We start from the raw sequence: 14,166 nt of genomic DNA, 5'->3' as shown, positions 1-14,166 counted from the left end.
TCATTCCACACCGCTCTCGCCGTACCAGCCCGCCAGCTTGCCCCGGCGGCTGACGGCGCGCATCCGGCGCTCGACCTGGTCGCGGCAGGCGGCCGTGGTGACCACCAGCAACTGGTCGTCCGACCTGAGCCTGGTGGTGCCGGTGGGGACGAAGGTGCGGCCCTCGCGGACGATCAGCGTGACCTGGGCGTCGGCGGGAAGGCGCAGCTCGAAGATCTCCACACCGTGCAGCAGCGAGCCCTGGGGGACGGTGATCTGGAGCAGGTCGGCGTTGAGCTCCTCCAGCGGCGCCGACTCCACGCTGATGTCGCGCGCCTCGCCCTCGGTGGCGACCCCGAGGAGCTTGGCGACCCACGGCAGCGTCGGCCCCTGCACCAGCGTGAACACGATCACGATGACGAAGACCTGGTTGAACAGGCGTTCAGCCTCGCCGACGCCCGCCGCCCACGGGATCGTGGCCAGGACGATCGGGACCGCGCCGCGCAGTCCCGCCCACGACAGGAAGGCCTGTTCGCGCCAGTTGATCCGGTCGAGGCGCAGGATCCGCACCAGCCACGCGCAGACGATCACCGACAGCGGCCTGGCCAGCAGCACGAGGACCGTTCCCGCGATGAGCCCAGGCACGACGTCGATGGGCATGTCGCCGGGGCTGGCCAGCAGGCCGAGCATGACGAACAGGCCGATCTGCGCCAGCCACGCCGCGCCCTCGGCGAAGCCGCGCGTGGCCGCCCTGTGTGGCAGCCTGGCGTTGCCGAGGATCAGCGCCGTCAGGTAGACGGCGAGGAAGCCGGAGCCTTTCAGGAGTACGGCGCCGCCGTACGCGACGATCGTCAGCGCGAGCACGGCGATCGGGTACAGGCCGGAGGCGGGCAGCGCGACGCGGCGCAGCGCGAAGGCGCCCGCGGGACCGAGCAGGCAGGCCACGCCCGCGCCGATGGCCAGCTCCATGACCGAGTGCAGGACGAACTCGCCCAGCGGCGGCACGGGGACGGCCACCTGGCTGAGCAGCACGACCACGATGACCGTGGGCGCGTCGTTGAAGCCCGACTCCGCCTCCAGGATGCCCGCCAGCCGGGAGGGCAGCGGAAGCCTGCGCAGTACGGAGAAGACCGCGGCTGCGTCGGTGGAGGCGAGCACGCCGCCGAGGATCAGCGCCATGCGCCAGTCGGCGCCCAGCAGCCCTCGTACGGCCAGCGCCACGACCACGATGCTGACCGCGACCCCGACGGTGGCCAGCGCGATCGCGGCAGGCACCGAGCGCCGGACGTTGCTCCACGTGGTGGTCAGACCACCCTCGGCCAGGATCAACGCCAGCGCGCCCAGCCCGATCTGCTGGGCGATCATCGGGTCGTCGAAAGGGATGCCGAAACCGCTCTCGCCGAGCAGGAATCCGAAGCCGAGGAAGAGCAGGAGGCTGGGCAGTCCGCTGCGATGGGCGACCCGTACCGAGGCAATGGCCGCGATGACAACGGCGGCTCCGAGAAGAAGCCAGACGTCGAGTTTCATCTGGCCCCCTCTCCTGTCCTGAGGGATATTGTGGCGTACGCCCCGGGCTATTCCGCTGCCGAGCCGACCCTCGTCAGGCCGCTCGGCTGCGCCACCCAGGTGACCGGCCGGTCGTGCGGCTCGGACGGCACGCCGCTGATCAGCTCGCCGTCGTGGAGGAGGGCGACCGTCGGCACGTTCGGTCCGACCCTGGCCAGCGCGCGGTCGTAGGAGCCGCCGCCGCGGCCGAGCCGTACCCCCGAGTCCTTGTCGACGGCCAGCGCGGGCACGATGAGCAGCGCGGCGGTGCGGACCGCGTCGACGCCCCTGCGCGTGTCGACCGGTTCCATGATCCCGAACCGGCCCGGCGCGAGCGTGTCGGGGCCGTCGTAGACCGCCCAGTCGAGGTCGTTGTCCTCGCGCAGCACCGGCAGCATGACCGTCGCGCCGTGCTTCCACAGCGCGAACACCAGCCCGTGAGTGTCCGGCTCGTCACCGATCGACCAGTAGCACGCCACCAGTCCGGCCATCTGGACCCATGGCTGGTCGAGCAGTGTTTCGCGGATCGCGCGCGCGTTCTCCCGCCTTTTCTGCTCGGTAATGGCGGCACGCTGCTCCTTCAGCTCGCGGCGCAGCTTCAGCTTGTCCACAGATACCTCCAGTAGGGTCGCCTGTATGGCTGACTTCGACCCTGTGACGAAAGCCGTCGTGCCCGCCGCGGGTCTGGGCACCCGGTTCCTCCCGGCGACCAAGGCAACTCCGAAGGAGATGCTGCCGATCGTCGACAAGCCCGCGATCCAGTATGTCGTCGAAGAGGCCGCTTCCGCCGGGCTCCTCGACGTGCTGATGGTGACCGGCAAGAACAAGCGCTCCATCGAGGACCACTTCGACCGCGCGTTCGAGCTGGAAGGCGCCCTTGAGGCCAAGGGCGATGAGGAACGGCTCTCCCAGGTCCTTGAGCCGGCGTCGCTGGCGACCCTCCACTATGTACGGCAGGGCGAGCCCAAGGGCCTCGGACACGCGGTGCTGTGCGCCAAGCAGCACGTCGGCGACCACCCGTTCGCGTGCCTGCTCGGCGACGACCTGATCGACTACCGTGACGAGCTGCTCAAGCGCATGATCCAGGTGCGCGACACCTACGGCGGCAGCGTGATCGCGCTGATGGAGGTGCCGAAGGAGCAGGTCTCCCTGTACGGCGTGGCCACCATCTCGCCCACCTCGGAGGACGACGTCGTGCGCGTCACCGACCTGGTGGAGAAGCCTCCGGTGGAGGAGGCGCCGTCCAACTGGGCGGTCATCGGGCGCTACGTGATCGACCCTGCCGTCTTCGAGGTGCTGGAGAACACCCCTCCGGGCCGCGGCAACGAGATCCAGCTCACCGACGCGCTGCGCACGCTGGCCGGACGCGGCAACGAGGAGGGCGGTCCCGTCCATGGCGTGCTCTTCCGCGGCCGCCGCTACGACACCGGCGACAAGCTCGACTACCTGCGCACGGTCGTGAAGTTCGCGGCCGACCGGGAGGATCTCGCACCGGAGTTTGTACCGTGGCTGCGTGAGTTCCTCGATGAAATCAGTTGACGCGCACCTGGCCGACATCCTGGCCACGGTGCGCACGCTGGCCCCGCTCGAGGTAGAGCTCGAGCGGGCGCTCGGCACGACGCTGGCGGAGGAGGTCTCCTCGCCGGTGCCGCTGCCGCCGTTCGACAACTCCGCGATGGACGGCTACGCCGTCAGGCACGCCGACATCGCGGGCGCGCCCGTGACGCTCCCGGTCATCGACGACGTCGCGGCCGGCTCGGGCGAGCTCAGGGCGATCGGTCCAGGGCATGCCGTGCGCATCATGACGGGCGCGCCGCTGCCCGCAGGGGCCGACGCGGTCGTGCCCGTGGAGTGGACCGACGGCGGCACCGCCACCGTGCGCGTCGAGCGCCCCGTCGCCGAGGGCCATGCCGTACGGCGGGCGGGGGAGGACGTGCAGGCGGGCGAGGTCGTGCTGAAGCCCGGCACCCGCATCGGCGCCGCGCAGCTCGGCATCATCGCCGGCACGGGGCGGCGCAGGGTGTGGGTGCGCCCGCGCCCGCGCGTCGTCGTGCTGTCCACCGGCGCCGAGCTCGTCGAGCCGGGAACGCCGCTCGGCCCCGGCCAAATCTGGGACTCCAACAGCTTCACCCTCACCGCTGCCGTCCGCGAGGCGGGCGGCGACGGCTTCCGCGCCGGCACCGTGACCGACGACCCCGCCGTCTTCCTCGACCAGCTCGACGCCCAGCTCGTGCGCGCCGACGCGGTCATCACCAGCGGCGGGGTGTCCATGGGCGCCTACGAGCCGGTCAAGGAGGCGCTCACCCCGCTCGGCACGGTCCGCTTCGAGCGGGTCGCGATGCAGCCAGGAATGCCGCAGGGCTTCGGCGTGGTCGGCGACGACCAGGTCCCGATCTTCACGCTGCCCGGCAACCCCGTCTCGTCGTACGTGTCGTTCATGCTCTTCGTCAGGCCCGCGCTGCGGAAGATGAGCGGGCTGCCCGCAGGTCCGCCGCCCATCCACACCGCCCAGGTGCTGGCCGGGCTCAGGTCGCCCGAGGGCAAGCGGTCGTTCCTGCGGGGCGTGCTGGCCGACGACGGCACGGTCGTGACGCCCGTCCACGGGCAGGGATCGCACCAACTGGCGGCGCTCGCCTCGGCGAACTGCCTGATCGTGGTGCCCGAACAGGTGACCGAGGTGCCCTCGGGAGCCGCAGTACAGGTGATTCGCATATGACCGAGTTCACACACCTCGACTCGACCGGCGCGGCGCGCATGGTCGACGTCGCCGGCAAGGACATCTCCGTCCGTACGGCCACGGCCACGGGCCGGGTCGTGCTCTCCGGCGAGGTCGTCGCGCTGCTGCGGTCCGGCGAGGTGCCCAAGGGCGACGCGCTCGGCGTGGCGCGGATCGCGGGCATCATGGGCGCCAAGCGCACGCCCGACCTGATCCCGCTGTGCCACCCGATCGCCCTCCACGGGGTGTCGGTCACGCTCGACGTGGTCGACCAGGGGGTCGACATCACCTGCGTGGTGAAGACCGCCGACCGCACCGGAGTGGAGATGGAGGCGCTGACCGCGGTGACCGTCGCGGGCCTGGCCCTCATCGACATGGTGAAGGCCGTCGACCCCGCGGCGGTGATCACCGAGGTCCGGGTCGAGGAGAAGACGGGCGGGAAGAGCGGGGTATGGAGACGTCCTTGATCCGCACCCTGGTCGTCACCGTGTCGAACCGGGCCTCGGCCGAGGTCTACGAGGACAGGTCGGGGCCGCTGCTGGCGTCGCTGCTGGCCGAGGCGGGGTGCTCGGTGTCGGGGCCGGTGGTGGTGCCTGACGGGCCCCCCGTGGAGGAGACGCTCAGGATCGGGGTGGCCGAGGGGTACGCGCTCATCGTCACCACGGGCGGGACCGGGCTGACACCCCAGGACCTGACGCCGGAGATGACGGCGAAGGTCATTTCGCGGGAGATTCCGGGCATCGCCGAGGCGATCCGGCAGGCGAACAGGGAGCGGGTGCCGACCTCGGTCCTGTCGCGGGGGCTGGCGGGGCAGGCGGGGTCCACGTTGATCGTCAACCTCCCGGGGTCGTCGGGCGGGGTGAAGGACGGCGTGGCCGTACTCGCTCCGATCCTTCGGCACGCCGTGGACCAGATCCACGGCGGCGATCACCCCCGCTGACCCACCCCGGGTCGATCCATGGCGGCTTCGCCAGGTTCCGGGGGATGATGAGTGATGTGGATCGACTTCGTGGTTGGCCGGCGACCCTGAACGAGGGACCCGTCGGGCTACGCCCCCTGCGCCTGGGCGACGTCCGCGTGTGGCGCGAGACCCGCCTGCGCAACGCCGACTGGCTGCGTCCGTGGGAGCCGAGCAACCCCGAGACGCCCCTGTTCAGGACCGGGCTGGGGCCGTACCTCTCGATGGTCGCCATGTTGCGCAGAGAGGCCCGCCAGGGGCTGTCCATGCCGTGGGTCGTCACGCACGAGGGCCGGTTCGCCGGCCAGCTCACCGTCGGCGCCATCGTCTGGGGCTCGGCCCGCTCCGCGCAGGTCGGCTACTGGATCGACGGCGCGCTCGCCGGACGCGGCATCACGCCCACCGCGCTCGCCATGGCCGTCGACCACTGCTTCTTCACCACTGGCCTCCACCGGATCGAGGCGAACATCCGTCCCGAGAATCACGCCAGCCGCAGAGTGGTTGAGAAGCTCGGGTTCAGGGAAGAAGGCATTCGTCGGCGTCAGCTCCACATCGATGGGGCCTGGCGCGACCACATCTGCTATGCGCTGACCGTCGAGGACGTGCCTCGTGGGCTGCTCGTACAGTGGCGTCGCGCAGGCTCATCGCATGAAGAGGTTTGACGATCTCGCGACACACCGCACCGAATACTCGTCAATTAGTGACACGCGGTCTTACGGTGCGTGACGTGAGCACATCGAAGACGCCAAGAGCACCCAGGCGTCTTCGGGCTGCCCTCAGAACCGTTCCGGGGGCTTCCCGAGCGCTTCGCGCGGCTCTTCTTGGCGCTCGGAGGTGGCCGTGAGCAGCGTGTTGCTGTACCTCGCCATCGTGGTGATGTGGTTGTGCGTGCTCGTGCCGATGTGGCTGCGCCGAGACCGTAACAACCTGGCCGAGCTCGAGGAGTTCTACGCGGCCGAGATCACCGGGCCCGTCCCGACCATGGCCGCCTCCTCCCCTGTGGAGTCGCAGGACTCCGAGCCTGCCGAGCCGTACGACACGATCAGCGACCTCACGCAGCCGCCCGTGGACCTGCGCCAGCTGCGCGCCCGTCGCAGAGCGATCATCGTAGCGCGCCGCAGGAGGATGCTGTTCTTCTCCGTCCTGCTGACGCTCGCGTCCGTGGTCACCGCCGCGGTCCAGGTGATCCCGTGGTGGGGGGTGGCGCCCGCCGGGCTGCTCCTCACGGCGTACCTCACCGTGCTGCGCATCGCGACCCGCGTCGACAGGGAGCGCCGCATGCGCGCCGCCGAGGCCCGCGCCGCCCGCCTGCGCCGCCAGCGCGAACGGCGGCGCGCCGAGGCCCTGGCAGCCGAGCAGGCCGAGGCCGAGATCATCGAGTTCCGCGCGCCGGACGTGCTGTTCGACCAGTACGCCGACCCGCCACGCCGCGCGGTGGGGGACTGAGACGGGGTGGATGGCGCGAGGACCCGTGGAAGTTTGCTAATCTAATCGAGTCCTTGGGGATGTAGCGCAGTCCGGTAGCGCACTTCGTTCGCATCGAAGGGGTCAGGGGTTCGAATCCCCTCATCTCCACCCAGAGTCGTTCTTGAAACGGCTGGACTGAAGTTGACGGGATCCCGTCTGATCGTTGAGATCGGGCGGGATCTTGTCGTTTCAGGGGTTTCCGAATCGGGTTCGTCCTGGTTCGGGGACTGCGGAGCGGGTGTCTGGGAAGGCCCGGGTGGTGTCAGGCCGCTGGTGGGGGAGCGAGATCCTGCCGTTGGGCATGACGAAGCCGACGGTGAGCGGGGCGCTGCGACAGGGTGGCGGGTTTTGCGGCTTATGGGGCGGGTGGTGGCCTGCTCTGGCCTGCGGGTGGTATGCCGTCGAAGGGCTGGGCTGGGGTCTGCGGCGTGTCGGCGAGTGTGACGGGCTCGTCTTGGGGCTCGTGGATGTGGCGCCACTGATCGAGGAAGTGGTCGTTAGCGACCGCGACGAGCAACGCGACCAGGATGGTCTGGGCGACACGGCCGTGGGCGAGCCGGTTCTTGGGATCGCCGAGATCGAGGTCGTGTCCCTTGAGTCTGCCGTTGATGCCTTCGGTGTTGGCGCGGACAGACTTGTAGGTCCCGATCCAGGCGGGACTCAAGTAGGCCAAGTCTTGGCGGAACTTGTCGAGGTGCCCGAGGTCGTCCTTGCCCAAGGTGATGGTGCGCTGGCGGCAGATCTTCGGCAGTTCGCCGACCGTCAGGTCGGGCTGTGGGGGCAGGACGCGGGGCTTTGCAGCGAGGTGAGCCGCTCGCTGCCGGGCGTCGGTCAGGTCGACCGCGGCGGGCCGGAGCGCCCCGCGCTGGTGGAGACGATCGAAGCGAGGGCAGGTGACCGACGGGGAGGTGCCTGCTGCCGGGCATTGGAAGCGGATGGCGCCGTCTGCATTCGCGTTCTGTTTGAGTCGCAGCAAGTACGGTTCTCGCGCGGCGATCAACGCGGTGAGGTCTTCCGATGGTGTGCGGATGGCGGCGTCGTCCAGGCCGGTGGTGGCCTGCGCGAGCCTGCCGGGCATCAGCGGGCAGGCCAGGGAGCCGTCGATGAGCAGGGCGCCGTGGGCGCTGCCCTGCACTCCCCGCTGATCCACTTTGTAATCGAGGGCGAGTCGGTATCCGAGTTCGCGTGCGGGTTGGGCGAAGTGGCCGGGTTGCTGGTCGGTGTAGGCGCGGTCGACGACGGCGAAGGCGGTGGGGAAGCCGAGTGCGGCCAGGGGCTTCAAGGTGGTGATGGCGTTGGCGCCGATGCGCTTGTGTGGGGTGTCGAGAACCAGGCCGAGCGCCAGTTGCGGGAAGGAGCCGAGAACCGAGCGGGTGCGGGCGGCGACGGTGAGGGTGGCGCTGTAGCCGTACTCGGGTGGGTCGTTGCCGGCCGAGTGGTGCCAGCCTGCGGTGATCTCGGTGGATGCGATCAGTTCCCCGGTGGAGCGTCGAGCTCGGGGCGGGCGGGCGAAGACCGGGGCGGCGGTGGTGTCGATGCCGACGTCGCCGCCGAATCCGGCCAGGTAGCCGCGGCCTTTGCTCCAGCGGGCCGGGGTGAGCACGAGCGCGGTGGCGATGTCTTGCAGCAGGTTCCGCTTGCGGGTGTGGTCGGGATCGTCGTCTTCCCAGGCAGTAACGAGCAGGTCGGCCTCGTGCTGGGGCAAGCGGGTGCGGCGGTCGTGCCGGGCCGGGTCCAGCAGGCTGGTGAGCCGGTCGAAGGCGCGATAGAAGCATCTGTTGTCGGCCAGGCAGGCGTGCGGATCGTCGGCAGGTGGCCGGTCGGCGTCCAGTCCCAGCTGCTCGCGGGCGGTCGGGGACAGACAGAAGGCGGCCAGCCGCCAGGCTTCGGCCAGGGTGGCTTTGCCGCTGTGGTGGATCGAGACCATCAGGCAGATGAGCACCGCCCGGATCGGCACTCCCGACGGTCCGGGGCGTGGGCCGAGCTCGTCGTCGATCAACGCCATGATGCCGGAGTCATCCAGCAGCCGGGCGTAGTGGCTTGTGACGGCGTCGGGGATCTGTGCCGTCGGCTTGGTGGGAGGCCGGGGTCGGGTGGCTCGGGCTCGGGTGGTGCGCGGCGGCCAGGCGCGTGGCTTCGCCGTACTCAACCGTTGCGGCCGCGCAGCAGCGCGACCGCGGTCTGTTCGTCCAGGGTGGGGACGAAATGGTGGTAGCGGGCCAGCGCGGTGGCGCTCATCCCGGCCGCGGCGGCCACCACCCTCAGGTCGATCCGCGCGGCCAGCAGCTCGACGATCCACGAAGAGCGCAGTCGGCGCACCGACAGGGCGGGCAGGCCGCCGGTCGGTGGGTGCCGGGCTGTCCAGGAGCTGAACAGGTTCTTGGCGTGCCGGGCGGCTCGCCGCGACCGGAACACGAAGGTGTCGCTGCCGGTGTCGGCGGCACCGGCCAGGACGTCCTCCCAGGCGGCGCGGCAGACAATCAACCGCTCGGTGCCTGGAGCGTTGACCACAACCGCGCCGGAGTCCAGGCGGCGCAGATGCCCGGTCCGGACGGCGGCCACCTCCCCAGAGGTCAGACCGCAACCGAAAGCGAGCGCCATCAACGCCAGCGCGTCGCCTCTGGCCTGGCCGGGCAGGCGTTCGGCCCAGCCGCGCAATCGGCCGAGCTGGGTCGGAGAGTATGGCGGGCTGACCTTCTTGGGGGCCTTCATCGGCGGCGGCACCTGCTCGCCGCGCTCCAGCCAGGCCAGCGTGGCGCGCATGTGCCGCAGACAGCTGCGGTAGGTCTGTGCCGAATTCGGGGCCAGGTCGGTGCAGCCGGTCAGGACATACGCGTCGATCGTCTCATGCCGCAACCACACTTCCGGGTCATCGGGCAGGCCGGAGCGGTGACACCACACGGCCAGCCGGGTGGTCGCGGTGAGCAGCCGTTCCACCCGGTAGGGGGAGCGCTCAGCGCTGGCGGCGACCAGCATCCGCACATGCCCGCAGATGTGGTCCCACTCGGGCGGGGCTTTCTGTGGCCGGTAGCCGGTGATCGTGGCCGAGGTCATTGCGTCGAGAGTCACACCCCATCCATAGCGGCAGAACAATCTGCCGTTACGCAGCGCGACGACATCCACCGAGAGGAGTGTTTTGTCATGGTCGGAGGACACGGGCGGTCTCGCTCTCCCCGGGACCTGGCCGAGGACCCGGAGAACTGGCCCCACGCGGATCTGACCCATCACCCGGCCGCCGCCGTCGTCCAGGCCATCGCCGCCACCCTGCAAGCAGTGATGGCCGAGCGGGGGCTGAGTTTCCGCCGCCTGGCCGAGGTGTCCGGGGTGAACCGGCAGACCGTCAATGACGTGGCCGTCGGGCGCTGCTGGCCGGACGTGGCCACCATCGCCCAGTTGGAGACCGGGCTGTCCGTCCGGCTGTGGCCCGCCGCGGCCGACGGGTCCGATGGAAGCTGACCCGCGCCGAACTCGTTTTCGCCCTGGTGAAGGCATCGTCGATCCTTCCCGCCTCACCCTGCCGGTGGCAGGACAGGCGAAATCCAGGCTCGACGCCTCCCCAAGACACCACATCCGGGTTACCCTCGGGAATGCGAGAGCCACTTTGGGTAGTCAGCTCTGGTCGCTCACGCAACCTCGGGTGCCGCCGAGCTGAACCCTCGGCGGCACCCTGCTCGTTCACGGCATGAGCCGTGATCAGGGATGAATGGTCAATCGGCCTCCCCGCTGGTCACATAGCCGTTGATCCCCGCGGCAATCGAGAACAGCCCCGGCTCGTGCTGGGCCAGCAAGCCCAGCGTCGTCAGGCGCTTGAGCCGTGCTCGCGTGGTCTCCACCCGCCCCCGCACATCCGGTTCGCCGAGCGCTTGGGCCACCTCCCTGGCACGCATCGCCCGCCCGGAACTGGCCATGATCACGACGACCTGCTTGTCGAGTCCGGTCACCGGCTTTGGCGGCAGCGTCGGCGCGACCTCCGTCGATCTTTGCGTGGCAGCGCCAGAGGTTCGGGTAGATACCGCCTGCTCGGCTCGAGAATCCTCAGTCAGCAGCGGCGCGATCACTCTCCGGGCGGTAGTCAGGTCGCGTAGCCGCTCTTCCAGCGCCACCACCTGCTCGCGCAACGACTCCAGTTGCCCACGGACAGACTCCTCGTCCGCAGTCAGACGCTCCAGCAGCGATGCTTCGCCCAATGTCATGCCCGACCTCCACGTTCTGGTGCCGTGCGTAACCCGCAGAAAATCTGCGACTGCAAAGAGTCACACACTGCCTGCAAACCGTAACTGTAGATGGCTTTGCAGCCCGCGTGAAGAGACGCATCCGCAGCAGGCTCGTCGCTGCCGAGCCACAGCCCTTCCTTGCTACTACAGACCCGCCGGGTGGCTCGACAACCACTGCATGTGCGCGGCCTTGAGACGATCTCTCGCCTCCGAGTCTTCGAGGATGCAGTCGCCCCCACCGTCATAGGGGTGGTAGATCCGGCTCATGTGCAGGTCGGTGACCAGGACACCGGCCATGACATCATCGGCCACGGCTCTCAGCAGGGAGTCGAGGGCACCCACACGCCAGCTCTGGCGTGTCACCAGCATGTGGGAGTAGGCAGGAAACTCCTCGTCCTCGTCGTCCTCCGTGACCGTCATCCACAGCGCGCCCCGGGGTTCAACGTGAGCTGACGAAAGTCCGACAAGGCCCCCGGGAATGCGGTATGACAGGCCGCAGCGGCCAGTCATGCCGTGCGACAAGCCGCCGCAAGAGTCGATCAGTGCCACCATCCAGCACGATCCGCTGGAGTTCCCTAGAACGATCCGGCGTGGAGTCCATTGTCTCCGTCCACACCACCTCTCACGCCGCCACGCGGCCATTGACGCCAAGGGCTGGTCAGCGCGCGTCCCCATGCTGGCTGCGACGGGGCCGCAGTTCCGGTTGGGAGCAACGGGCGATCATGTCGAGGTGGTCGTCGAGCGCGGCCAGGTCGGACCGATCGAATGTCGCTTGAGTTCGGGCCCATTCGGTGTTGTCGGTTTTGTAGGCGGCGATGACGTCGCTGATCGTGGTGCCGGTCATAGCGGCGACCAGGTCTGCCACGTCGGGTGAGAGGCCTTCGGCGCGGGCAAGGACGCCGATCGCCTCGGCGAGGTCGTCGGGATCCTCGTGGAGGAGGCGTTGTTCGATCCAGCGAGTGAATCCGCTGTGGAAGCGCGTCACCGGGTCAGCTCGTCCCTCCCGCCAGGATCCACGCGTCGCGGCCAGCCTTCCGCACTGGTGGGACCACGTCACCGCCCAGCACGCCGGTGACCAGGATGGGTGACGCCATGACTCCTCCATTGGGTCCGATATGTCCAATAATCTGCCGATCGATAGTTTGATCCCTTGTTGTATCGATCTGCTGCTTTGACACTGGCTATCGAAGGAATGTGACGCGTGGACGAACAAGTTTGGCTGGCCGAGCGATTCGCCGAGCATCGGTCGCATCTGCGCGCGGTGGCCTACCGGATGCTCGGCTCGCTGAGCGAGACCGACGATGCGCTGCAGGAGGCCTGGCTGCGGGCCAGCCGGGCCGATGTCAGCCAGGTGCACAACCTCGCTGGCTGGCTGACCACGGTGGTGGCCCGGGTGTGCCTGAACATGCTGCGCTCGCGCGAGCACCGCCGCGAAGATCCCCTGGATGTCCAGACGGCTGATCCGCTGCTGGGCCCCGCCTCCGATGGGGATCCCGAACAGGAAGCGGTGATGGCCGACTCGGTAGGGGTGGCGTTGCTGGTGGTGCTCGCCATCCTGACGCCGGCCGAGCGGGTCGCCTTCGTGCTGCACGATCTGTTCGCCGTGCCGTTCGAGGAGATCGCCCCCATGCTGGAGCGGTCACCGGACGCCACTCGGCAGTTGGCCAGCCGCGCCCGCCGCCGCGTCAAGGGGGCCGCACCCGCGCCCAACGTCGATCTGACCCGCCAGCGGGAGATCGTCCAAGCCTTCCTGTCCGCCACCCGCGGCCGAGACTTCCACGCGCTGATCACCCTGCTCCACCCCGATGTCGTGCTCCGGGCCGACAAGGCCGTCATCCCCACTCCCGAGCCCGTCACGGTCCACGGAGCCGAGCCCGTCGCCATGGGTGCGATGGCCGCCATGCAGCGGGCCCAGTTCACCGGACCGGCCCTCATCGACGGCACGGTCGGCCTCGCGATGGCCCCCCACGGCCACCTGCGCGTGGCACTCACCTTCGCCGTCACGGACGGCCTCATCACCGCCATCGATGTCATCGCCGAACCCGACCGCCTCCACCGACTTGACCTGGCCGTCCTCGACTGACCACCTTTCCGCCAGGGCTGGGAGGTGGATTACCTGGATCCGCCTCCCAGCCGGCCGTCCGCTCCTTTCGGATGTGACGCACACCACATCCGCCCCGCGGTCACATCGACGCATCGCGCCGGGTCAAGGCAGTGACGGACTCCCCCGATCACCCCGGTCACAGATGCAAGGAGCACCTCAAATGTCTGCTGTTCACCTGGTCGTCACCGTTCTCACCGCCGCCTGGGTCGGCTTTTCCGCCTTCTCCCTGATGCGCACGGCCGACTTCGTCGCCAAGCCGCTGATCGAGTACGGCGTGCCGCAATCGTGGTGGCCCTGGCTGGCCGCTGCCAAGGCCGCCGGAGCGGTCGGCCTACTGGTCGGTCTGGCGGTTCCCGCGATCGGCATCGCCGCCGGAGTCGGCCTGATCCTGTACTTCGCCGGCGCGGTCATCACCGTGCTGCGAGCTCGCTCGTACAAGACCGTCATCTTCCCGCTGCTGTACCTCGCACCGGTCGTCGCCGCCCTCGCACTGGGAGTCACCGCCTGACGACCCCGCAGGCTCCTGCGACGGCGCCTCGCCTCAGAGCCCTTCGCCCACCGACTGAAGGTCCGCCCACGCGCAGGGACGAAATCACAAACCAACCCCCTACCCCTCACCCACACGTGAGCGGTATCAGGCAAGGCGCCCTCGTCTGTCCCGGCCACGCCGGGACAGACGAGGCCTGGGAAACGATCTCCGCTCGGCTGGGAAACGATCTCCGCTCTCCGACTCCCATCGCAGGTGGAAGCTACTCGTGAACGCCCCACCCAGGTCAAAGGCCGCTTCCAGAGCGTTGGAAGCGGCCTTTTGTGTTGCTGGGTGACTAACTGAGTGACTACGGCCGTACCTCGTCCTGAGGCCCTGGTCATCGCGGGATCATGGACCTTCTCCCAAGAATCGCGCGGGAGGACGAGGCGTTGCGGATCTGGGAGGAAGGCGATGAAGCACCGTGTGCTGTGCTGGACGAGCGCCGTTCTGCTGTCGCTCCTTCCTCATTGGGGATTCCTGGACGCTGACTCAGGGATTCAGATCTGCGCTTATCTGAACACTGAGCCCTCCCTGTCAAAATAGACATAGGTAACAAACAGACATGAAACTCTGTGCTGAGGGTGGGGAAGGAGTCATCCCTTCGTGGGAGCAAGCGAACAGGATCTACCGATCCCTGACCCCCAGGTACGCGAG

At 69.1% G+C, this 14,166-nt stretch carries 16 protein-coding genes and 1 tRNA gene; 10 read left to right on the top strand and 7 right to left on the bottom strand.

Annotation, left to right across the window (positions count from 1 at the left end; translation table 11 throughout):
• Both ACFXJ8_RS40135 and ACFXJ8_RS40130 read right to left on the bottom strand, forming a co-directional pair.
• Complete coding sequence (locus ACFXJ8_RS40135) at positions 1 to 1,506, bottom strand: potassium/proton antiporter (protein WP_379650205.1); 1,506 nt, start codon at positions 1,504 to 1,506, stop codon at positions 1 to 3.
• 47 nt (positions 1,507 to 1,553) lie between these two features.
• Complete coding sequence (locus tag ACFXJ8_RS40130) at positions 1,554 to 2,135, bottom strand: 5-formyltetrahydrofolate cyclo-ligase (protein WP_379650204.1); 582 nt, start codon at positions 2,133 to 2,135, stop codon at positions 1,554 to 1,556.
• Positions 2,136 to 2,160: 25 nt separating this feature from the next.
• Here ACFXJ8_RS40130 and galU point away from each other — a divergent pair, with 25 nt between their 5' ends.
• From galU to ACFXJ8_RS40095, 7 genes are all read left to right on the top strand, one after another.
• Positions 2,161 to 3,063: a UTP--glucose-1-phosphate uridylyltransferase GalU gene (gene galU, locus ACFXJ8_RS40125; RefSeq protein ID WP_379650202.1), complete on the top strand. Its 903-nt coding sequence runs from the start codon at positions 2,161 to 2,163 to the stop codon at positions 3,061 to 3,063.
• Positions 3,050 to 4,240, top strand: a complete 1,191-nt coding sequence (gene glp, locus ACFXJ8_RS40120; RefSeq protein WP_379650241.1) for a gephyrin-like molybdotransferase Glp — start codon at positions 3,050 to 3,052, stop codon at positions 4,238 to 4,240. Before galU ends, glp begins: the two co-directional genes overlap by 14 nt.
• Complete coding sequence (moaC, locus tag ACFXJ8_RS40115) at positions 4,237 to 4,707, top strand: cyclic pyranopterin monophosphate synthase MoaC (RefSeq protein WP_379650200.1); 471 nt, start codon at positions 4,237 to 4,239, stop codon at positions 4,705 to 4,707. The genes glp and moaC overlap by 4 nt, the downstream gene beginning before the upstream one ends.
• On the top strand, positions 4,692 to 5,180 hold the full coding sequence (locus ACFXJ8_RS40110) for a molybdenum cofactor biosynthesis protein B (RefSeq protein WP_379650198.1): 489 nt from the start codon (positions 4,692 to 4,694) through the stop codon (positions 5,178 to 5,180). The genes moaC and ACFXJ8_RS40110 overlap by 16 nt, the downstream gene beginning before the upstream one ends.
• 47 nt (positions 5,181 to 5,227) lie before the next feature.
• A complete protein-coding gene (locus tag ACFXJ8_RS40105; protein WP_379650239.1) occupies positions 5,228 to 5,860 on the top strand; it encodes a GNAT family N-acetyltransferase in 633 nt (210 codons plus the stop codon).
• Between the two features lie 178 nt (positions 5,861 to 6,038).
• Positions 6,039 to 6,644 (top strand): hypothetical protein, encoded by a 606-nt coding sequence (locus tag ACFXJ8_RS40100; protein WP_379650196.1) that lies wholly within the window; start codon positions 6,039 to 6,041, stop codon positions 6,642 to 6,644.
• Between the two features lie 55 nt (positions 6,645 to 6,699).
• A tRNA-Ala gene (locus tag ACFXJ8_RS40095) sits at positions 6,700 to 6,773 on the top strand.
• Positions 6,774 to 7,020: 247 nt separating this feature from the next.
• Here the strand turns inward: ACFXJ8_RS40095 and ACFXJ8_RS40090 are convergent.
• A complete protein-coding gene (locus ACFXJ8_RS40090; protein ID WP_379650195.1) occupies positions 7,021 to 8,670 on the bottom strand; it encodes a hypothetical protein in 1,650 nt (549 codons plus the stop codon).
• Positions 8,671 to 8,810: 140 nt separating this feature from the next.
• A complete protein-coding gene (locus tag ACFXJ8_RS40085; protein ID WP_379650193.1) occupies positions 8,811 to 9,734 on the bottom strand; it encodes a hypothetical protein in 924 nt (307 codons plus the stop codon).
• A 72-nt stretch (positions 9,735 to 9,806) separates the two neighbouring features.
• Between ACFXJ8_RS40085 and ACFXJ8_RS40080 the strand changes: the two genes are divergently transcribed.
• On the top strand, positions 9,807 to 10,121 hold the full coding sequence (locus tag ACFXJ8_RS40080) for a helix-turn-helix domain-containing protein (protein ID WP_379650192.1): 315 nt from the start codon (positions 9,807 to 9,809) through the stop codon (positions 10,119 to 10,121).
• A 251-nt stretch (positions 10,122 to 10,372) separates the two neighbouring features.
• Here the strand turns inward: ACFXJ8_RS40080 and ACFXJ8_RS40075 are convergent, their stop codons facing one another.
• The 3 genes from ACFXJ8_RS40075 to ACFXJ8_RS40065 all read right to left on the bottom strand — a co-directional run bounded on the left by ACFXJ8_RS40075 (position 10,373) and on the right by ACFXJ8_RS40065 (position 11,864).
• The gene (locus ACFXJ8_RS40075; RefSeq protein WP_379650190.1) at positions 10,373 to 10,858 is read right to left on the bottom strand and encodes a hypothetical protein; all 486 of its coding nucleotides are present in this window, start codon (positions 10,856 to 10,858) and stop codon (positions 10,373 to 10,375) included.
• A gap of 165 nt (positions 10,859 to 11,023) precedes the next feature.
• Positions 11,024 to 11,299: a hypothetical protein gene (locus ACFXJ8_RS40070; RefSeq protein WP_379650189.1), complete on the bottom strand. Its 276-nt coding sequence runs from the start codon at positions 11,297 to 11,299 to the stop codon at positions 11,024 to 11,026.
• A gap of 238 nt (positions 11,300 to 11,537) precedes the next feature.
• Entirely contained in the window at positions 11,538 to 11,864 is a 327-nt protein-coding gene (locus ACFXJ8_RS40065; RefSeq protein ID WP_379650187.1) for a hypothetical protein, read from the bottom strand.
• Between the two features lie 216 nt (positions 11,865 to 12,080).
• Between ACFXJ8_RS40065 and ACFXJ8_RS40060 the strand changes: the two genes are divergently transcribed.
• Both ACFXJ8_RS40060 and ACFXJ8_RS40055 read left to right on the top strand, forming a co-directional pair.
• Positions 12,081 to 12,962, top strand: coding sequence for a sigma-70 family RNA polymerase sigma factor (locus ACFXJ8_RS40060; protein ID WP_379650185.1), 882 nt, complete (start codon positions 12,081 to 12,083; stop codon positions 12,960 to 12,962).
• A 181-nt stretch (positions 12,963 to 13,143) separates the two neighbouring features.
• Positions 13,144 to 13,491, top strand: a complete 348-nt coding sequence (locus ACFXJ8_RS40055; protein ID WP_379650183.1) for a DoxX family protein — start codon at positions 13,144 to 13,146, stop codon at positions 13,489 to 13,491.
• Positions 13,492 to 14,166 lie beyond the last annotated feature (675 nt).

Origin of the sequence: Nonomuraea sp. NPDC059194, assembly GCF_042754765.1 — a bacterium.
Lineage (GTDB): Bacteria > Actinomycetota > Actinomycetes > Streptosporangiales > Streptosporangiaceae > Nonomuraea.
The sequence above is the reverse complement of the archived record's forward strand: the minus strand, read 5'-3'. Positions and strand labels throughout refer to the sequence as shown.

Coding starts and splice junctions, on each gene's coding strand:
- ACFXJ8_RS40135 (WP_379650205.1), bottom strand. CDS start 1,506: ATGAAACTCGACGTCTGGCTTCTTCTCGGAGCCGCCGTTGTCATCGCG.
- galU (WP_379650202.1), top strand. CDS start 2,161: ATGGCTGACTTCGACCCTGTGACGAAAGCCGTCGTGCCCGCCGCGGGT.
- glp (WP_379650241.1), top strand. CDS start 3,050: ATGAAATCAGTTGACGCGCACCTGGCCGACATCCTGGCCACGGTGCGC.
- moaC (WP_379650200.1), top strand. CDS start 4,237: ATGACCGAGTTCACACACCTCGACTCGACCGGCGCGGCGCGCATGGTC.
- ACFXJ8_RS40110 (WP_379650198.1), top strand. CDS start 4,692: ATGGAGACGTCCTTGATCCGCACCCTGGTCGTCACCGTGTCGAACCGG.
- ACFXJ8_RS40105 (WP_379650239.1), top strand. CDS start 5,228: ATGAGTGATGTGGATCGACTTCGTGGTTGGCCGGCGACCCTGAACGAG.
- ACFXJ8_RS40090 (WP_379650195.1), bottom strand. CDS start 8,670: ATGGCGTTGATCGACGACGAGCTCGGCCCACGCCCCGGACCGTCGGGA.
- ACFXJ8_RS40080 (WP_379650192.1), top strand. CDS start 9,807: ATGGTCGGAGGACACGGGCGGTCTCGCTCTCCCCGGGACCTGGCCGAG.
- ACFXJ8_RS40075 (WP_379650190.1), bottom strand. CDS start 10,858: ATGACATTGGGCGAAGCATCGCTGCTGGAGCGTCTGACTGCGGACGAG.
- ACFXJ8_RS40070 (WP_379650189.1), bottom strand. CDS start 11,299: ATGACGGTCACGGAGGACGACGAGGACGAGGAGTTTCCTGCCTACTCC.
- ACFXJ8_RS40055 (WP_379650183.1), top strand. CDS start 13,144: ATGTCTGCTGTTCACCTGGTCGTCACCGTTCTCACCGCCGCCTGGGTC.